The sequence below is a fragment of the Massilia sp. UBA6681 genome (assembly GCF_002454935.1).
Taxonomy (GTDB): domain Bacteria; phylum Pseudomonadota; class Gammaproteobacteria; order Burkholderiales; family Burkholderiaceae_D; genus Telluria; species Telluria varians.
On sequence record NZ_DKJX01000013.1, the window covers coordinates 1 to 5,596 of the forward strand.

The window sequence follows — 5,596 nt, forward strand, 5'->3', positions numbered from 1 at the left end:
CCGGCAGCTGGACCTCGTCGAACCAGCTTTCCAGGCGCAGCCAGCCGACGCCGTAGCTGCTGCGCAGCAGGGCTTCGAGGCGCGGCTGGTAGCCGGCCAGGCCCTGGGCCGGATCGCCGCGGCGCCAGCGCTGGCCCGTGTCGCTGCGGGCGCCGTCGGCGGCGCAGGCGACCGGATAGACCAGCAGCGGGCGCTGCTCCTCCTCGTGGGNNGCAGCGGTAGTCGATGGCGCGCCGCACGACACCCTCGAGGCCTTCGATGCTGCCCGGCGCCGGCGTGAACAGGCCGACCAGCCGGTCGGGGACGAGAACGGTGCAGGCGCTGACGCTCGACGAGCGGCCGGCGCCGCTGGCCACCAGCACGTGGCGGAAGTGCCTCGCCAGGCGCGCGGCGAAGCGGCGCAGCAGCGCCGGACAGGCATCGAACAAGGCTACCCAGTCGAGGCGCCCGGCGCGCTCGGCATAATCGTCGTCGAAACGGCCGGCCCGCATCAGGTACAGCGGGCGGCGGCCATCCACGTGCTGCACGTAGGGGCGCCAGTCGACGGCGTCGAGCAATGAATCAGCCAACTGAGCGGCAACGCCGTCGCCGCCATCGTCGCGGGCGATGCGGCGCCGCCGCAGCTCTCCGAGCAGCGCGCCGGCATAGTCGACCAGGCCGGGCGGACAGTTGTCGTCGTCGGCGCCGGGGGGCGGGCCGAAGTAGCCGTGCAGCGAAGGAGAGGCAAGGTCCCAGTCGATCACCAGGACCGGCGCCGCGCCGGTGTCGCCGGCCAGCTGCAGCGCCATGGCCGCCAGCAGGCCGTTGCGGACGGGGCCGCCTTCGTAGGCATACAGGGTGGTGACCTGGCCGGGACTGTCCAGTGCCTGGAGCGTAGAGCGATTCTGTTCCATGTGACTCCTCGTTATTTTTTTGGGAAAGTCAGGCTTGGCATCGCGCGCCATTCTGGTGGGACATCGGGGAGCACGAATTGGTTGCAGTCATGTCCGGGTGGCGTATGCTTTTTTTGCTGGTGATAGTGCGTGGAGATACGCTGGACCATCTTGTCGATGTCGGGCAGGAAGTCCGGATTGGATTTCAGGTCGCTCGTGGCCATCGTGAAGTGCGAGAAATCGACGTAGAAAGTGTTCTCGGTGATCTCCGGCGGCAGCGATTCGGGGTGCCGCGTCATGATCACCGGGATGATCAGGCGGCTCGGCAGCTCGTACCAGCTTGATCGCTCGTGTTCGAGCAGGCGCATGGCCGCGTACTCGCGCCGGGTGTAGGCATGGGCCTCGTACTTGGGTGTGTAGATGAGGATCATGCACACGCTCTCGCACATCGCGCGCGCGATCTTGCGGTCGAGGTCGTCGCCACCGCCCAGCTGTTCGGTGTCGATGAACAGTTCGTCTTCGTTGTCGAAGTGAGGTTCGAGATAGCAGCGCAACGCGTCGGCAAGGGCGGTCTTGAACCGTTTCATCAGGTCGTGCCTGCCGTGTGCGTAGCTGAAAAAACACCCGTAACGGATCGCCATTGCCTATCCCCCATTCCAATGCGCTAAGGCTGGATTCCTTTGACTCTAGCGACACAGACCTCGGCCACTTTGCGTGCGCACAAGCGTGCTGGCGGACTCGTCAGCATCCTTGGAAAGTAGCGTGAAATGCACCTTCAGGCATAATGCCGCCGATTAATGGACAGGTATTCGAAGTAAAGGGACAGGATATGAAAGCCGTAGTTTGCAAGGATTGGGGTCCGATCGACCAGCTCGTGATCGAGGACCTGCCCGACCTGGCGCCGGGCGCGGGAGAGGTCGTGGTCGACGTAAAAGCGGCCGGCGTCAACTTCCCCGACGTGCTGACCGTGCAGGGCAAGTACCAGGTGCGCCCGCCCCTCCCCTTCACGCCGGGGAACGAATTCGCCGGCACCGTGCGCGCCGTCGGCGCAGGCGTCAGTGGCGTCGCCCCGGGCCAGCGGGTGATCGGTTTCACCCGTACCGGCGCGTTCGCCGAGCAGGCGCTGGCGCCGGTGGATGCCCTGATGCCGATACCGCCCGGCATGGACTTCGACACCGCCGCCGCCATCACCCTCACCTATGGCACCTCGCACCACGCGGTGGTCGACCGCGCCGCCCTGCAGCCGGGCGAAACCATGCTGGTGCTGGGCGCGGCCGGCGGCGTCGGGCTGGCGGCGATCGAGATCGGCAAGGCCCTGGGGGCACGCGTGATCGCGGCCGCCTCGAGCGAAGAGAAACTGGCGGTCTGCCGCGCACACGGCGCGGATGCCGTGATCAATTACGAGAAGGAAGACCTGCGCGAGGCGCTGAAGGCCGCCACCAATGGCCGCGGGCCGGACGTGATCTACGACCCGGTGGGCGGCAAGTACAGCGAGCCGGCGCTGCGCTCGATCGCCTGGCGCGGGCGCCACCTAGTGGTGGGCTTCGCGGCGGGCGAGATTCCGAAGCTGCCCTGGAACCTGATGCTGCTGAAAGGCGCGTCGGTGGTGGGCGTGTTCTGGGGCGATTTCGTGCGCAAGGAGCCGGCGGCGAACCTGGCGGCGATGCGGCAGATGCTGGGGTGGATGGCGGAAGGGAAACTGAAGCCGCTGGTGTCGGCGCGCTACCGGCTGGAAGAGACGGCGCAGGCCTTGAACGACATGGCGGACAGGAAGGTCACCGGCAAAGTCGTGATTTGCCCATAACGTCGGTTTTGTAGGGNNCCCTACGATACCTCGTCAGGCGTTCAAATCCGCCGCATCCGCCATCGTCCCCGGCCGGAAAAACTCGATCACTTCCGACTGCACCCGGGTGCGCTTGAACGGCGGCAGGCTCTGCCAGATGCGCCTGCCGTAGGGCTTGGTGATGATGCGCGGATCGCAAATCATCAACACCCCGCGGTCGTCCACGTCGCGGATCAGGCGCCCCGCTCCCTGCTTGAGCGTGATGATCGCCTCCGGCAGCTGGTGGTGCATGAAGCCGTTCAGCCCCTGCTTTTCCATCACCTCGATGCGCGCCGCCAGCACCGGATCGTCCGGCGGGGCGAAGGGCAGCTTGTCGATGATGACGAGCGAGAGCGCGTCGCCGCGCACGTCCACGCCTTCCCAGAAGCTCTGGCTGCCCACCAGCACGGCGTTGCCGGCATTGCGGAAGGAATCCAGCAGTTCGGTACGGCCGCGCTCGCCCTGCACGAACAGCGGGAAATCCAGCCCGCGCGCGGCGAACTCCTCGCGCAGGCGCTCGGCCACCTTGTTCACGGCGCGGATGGTCGTGCACAGGAAGAAGGTGCGCCCGCCCGCCGCCTCGATCACCGGCAGCGCGATGTCGACGCAGGCGTCGGTGTACTGGAAGGAATTCGGCTCCGGCAATCCGGTGGGCACGTAGAGGATGCCCTGCTCGCCATAGTTGAACGGGCTCGGCCAGGTCATGGCCGGTTCACCGGTCAGGCCCATCTGGTCGGAGAAATGCTTGAAGTCGTTCTTCACCGCCAGCGTCGCCGAGGTGAAGATCCAGCTGCGCGGCGTGCCTTCGCGCTGGCCCGAGAAGATCGGGGCGATCGACAGCGGCGTCTTGTGCAGCTGCAGCGAGGAATTGAAGGCCTCGACCCACAGCACGGCCGCATCGTCGCCCGCCACCGCCTTGCCTTTCTTGGCATCCGGCTTCCAGGCGTCGAAGGACGCGCTGAGCTCGTGCGCGCGCAGGCGGCAAGCCTCGATCGTCTCCGCGCGGGCGGAATGTTCTTCCAGCACCGTGATCATGCCGGACAGCTCCTCCTTCAGCTTGTCCAGCGCCGGGAAGAAGGCCGAGGTCGGCAGGATCTGCGGCAGCGACAGGCGGGTGCCGCCTTCCGGGAAGGTCAGGCGCAGGTCGCGCGCGGCCTTCTCGACCACGGTCACGACCTTGGCCCAGTCCGGTCCGCGCGCATGCGCCAGGCCTTCGGCCAGCACGTCGCGGCACAGTTCCAGCACCTGCGAGGTCGAGACCGACTGGCCGAAGAACAGCGTGGCGGTATCCGGCAGCTGGTGCGCTTCGTCGAAGATGATGGTGTTGGCCGAGGGCAGCAGTTCGGCGACGCCGGTGTCCTTCAGGGCCACGTCGGCGAAGAACAGGTGGTGGTTGACCACGACCACGTCGGCCTGCTGGGCCTCCCTGCGCGCCTTCATCACGAAGCAGTCCTGGTAGTACTGGCACTCGGCGCCCATGCAGCTGTCGCGCGTGGAGGTGACCAGGTTCCAGACCGTGGCGTTTTCCGGCACCTTGGCCAGCTCGGCCTTGTCGCCCGAGTTGGTCATCTTGATGAAGCGCGAGATCTCGCGCAGGTGGCCGACGTCGTCGCGCGAGGTCAGGCGACCATTGTTCAGCGTGCGCTCCAGGTGGAAATGGCAGACGTAGTTCGAGCGCCCCTTGAGCAGGGCCACCGAGACCGGCGCGCGCAGCGCGGCGCGGATGGTCGGGATGTCGCGCAGGAACAATTGATCCTGCAGGTTCTTGGTACCGGTCGAGATGATGGTCTTGCCGCCCCACAGCAGCGCCGGGACGAGGTAGGCGAAGGTCTTGCCGGTGCCGGTGCCGGCCTCCGCCATCAAGACGTTCTGCTCGGCGATCGCCGCTGCGATGGCCTTGGCCATCTCGGTTTGCGACTGGCGCGGCTTGTAGGTGCCGACGTTGGGCGCGAGCGGGCCTCCCGCCCCGAACAGGCGGTCGAGCTCTTCGTCGTATTTACCAGGCGGACGGGCGCTGGATGGCAGTACGTCGCCCTGTGGCGACGAACCCGCCGGCTCGGCGGTGACGCCTGGAACAGGGAGATGGTCGGTCAAAATCTTGTTTCTTTAAAACCTGGGTTAAGCCGGGATATCGGGCACTAGCTGCATCTTCAGCAGCGTAATATGATCCTTCAGCTGCAGCTTACGCTTTTTCAAACGGCGCAGCTGGAGCTGGTCGGCATGGCCGTCCGCGGCAAGCATCGAAATGACGGCATCGAGGTCGCGGTGTTCCACGTCGAGTTCAATGATGCGGCGCTGGATGTCCTGGACGTCGGTCATGATGGCTGTTCCAAACAGTTCTTTACAAAGCGTTTGCGGGGGCTGGGTGGCGGCGCCGGCAGTCGGCGGCGGCACGTGATGGCGGCCGCTTGTGTTCGGCTTGCAACACCACGGCTTCTCGGTGCATAGTTTAATCTACGCTGAGGTTGCCGCCAACAAAGATTGGCGCAGGCGCTACGGAAATAAAGGTTTATGACAACATACAAGATCGAAGCGGGAACCGCGCAGCACATCGGGAACCGCCCGCAGCAGAACGACCGCGTTGCCCTCTTGACCGGCGCCCGCGCGCCCGGTTACGTGCTGGCCGTGCTGTCGGACGGCATCGCCGGCGCTGCAGGGGCGGACCAGGTGCTGCACACGGCGCGCCAGGTCTTCGACGAATTCAAGCCGGGCGACCGCCCCAGCCTGGAGCGGATCGAGCAGTTGCTGCAGGACATCGTCAGCGAAACCCATCTGGTCATGAAGATGAACTCGGTGATGCTCGGCGCCGGCGAGGGACTGGAAGCGCATGCGAGCTTCGTCGGCCTGGTATTGACGCCGCACGGCGAGGCGGTATGGGGACATGTGGGCGACTCGCGCCTGT

General features: G+C 66.1%; 4 protein-coding genes and 1 pseudogene. 2 read left to right on the forward strand and 3 right to left on the reverse strand.

What is annotated here, in order from left to right:
* Positions 1-904: 904 nt before the first annotated feature.
* The gene (locus tag B2R83_RS01815; RefSeq protein ID WP_027867155.1) at positions 905-1,513 is read right to left on the reverse strand and encodes a toll/interleukin-1 receptor domain-containing protein; all 609 of its coding nucleotides are present in this window, start codon (positions 1,511-1,513) and stop codon (positions 905-907) included.
* A gap of 188 nt (positions 1,514-1,701) precedes the next feature.
* On the opposite strand from B2R83_RS01815, the gene B2R83_RS01820 reads away from it, so the two are divergent.
* On the forward strand, positions 1,702-2,676 hold the full coding sequence (locus B2R83_RS01820) for an NADPH:quinone oxidoreductase family protein (RefSeq protein WP_292037979.1): 975 nt from the start codon (positions 1,702-1,704) through the stop codon (positions 2,674-2,676).
* A 33-nt stretch (positions 2,677-2,709) separates the two neighbouring features.
* Here B2R83_RS01820 and B2R83_RS01825 read toward each other — a convergent pair whose 3' ends face one another.
* Both B2R83_RS01825 and B2R83_RS01830 read right to left on the reverse strand, forming a co-directional pair.
* Positions 2,710-4,788, reverse strand: coding sequence for an ATP-dependent DNA helicase (locus B2R83_RS01825; protein WP_414674341.1), 2,079 nt, complete (start codon positions 4,786-4,788; stop codon positions 2,710-2,712).
* A 24-nt stretch (positions 4,789-4,812) separates the two neighbouring features.
* Positions 4,813-5,013 (reverse strand): YdcH family protein, encoded by a 201-nt coding sequence (locus B2R83_RS01830; protein WP_027867157.1) that lies wholly within the window; start codon positions 5,011-5,013, stop codon positions 4,813-4,815.
* A 192-nt stretch (positions 5,014-5,205) separates the two neighbouring features.
* Between B2R83_RS01830 and B2R83_RS01835 the strand changes: the two are divergent.
* Positions 5,206-5,596 (forward strand): annotated as a pseudogene (locus B2R83_RS01835) (serine/threonine-protein phosphatase); the annotation flags it as partial.

What these genes read in the sequence shown, in the direction of transcription:
- B2R83_RS01815 (WP_027867155.1), bottom strand. Translation starts at nt 1,513, where the DNA reads ATGGCGATCCGTTACGGGTGTTTTTTCAGCTACGCACACGGCAGGCAC.
- B2R83_RS01820 (WP_292037979.1), top strand. Translation starts at nt 1,702, where the DNA reads ATGAAAGCCGTAGTTTGCAAGGATTGGGGTCCGATCGACCAGCTCGTG.
- B2R83_RS01830 (WP_027867157.1), bottom strand. Translation starts at nt 5,013, where the DNA reads ATGACCGACGTCCAGGACATCCAGCGCCGCATCATTGAACTCGACGTG.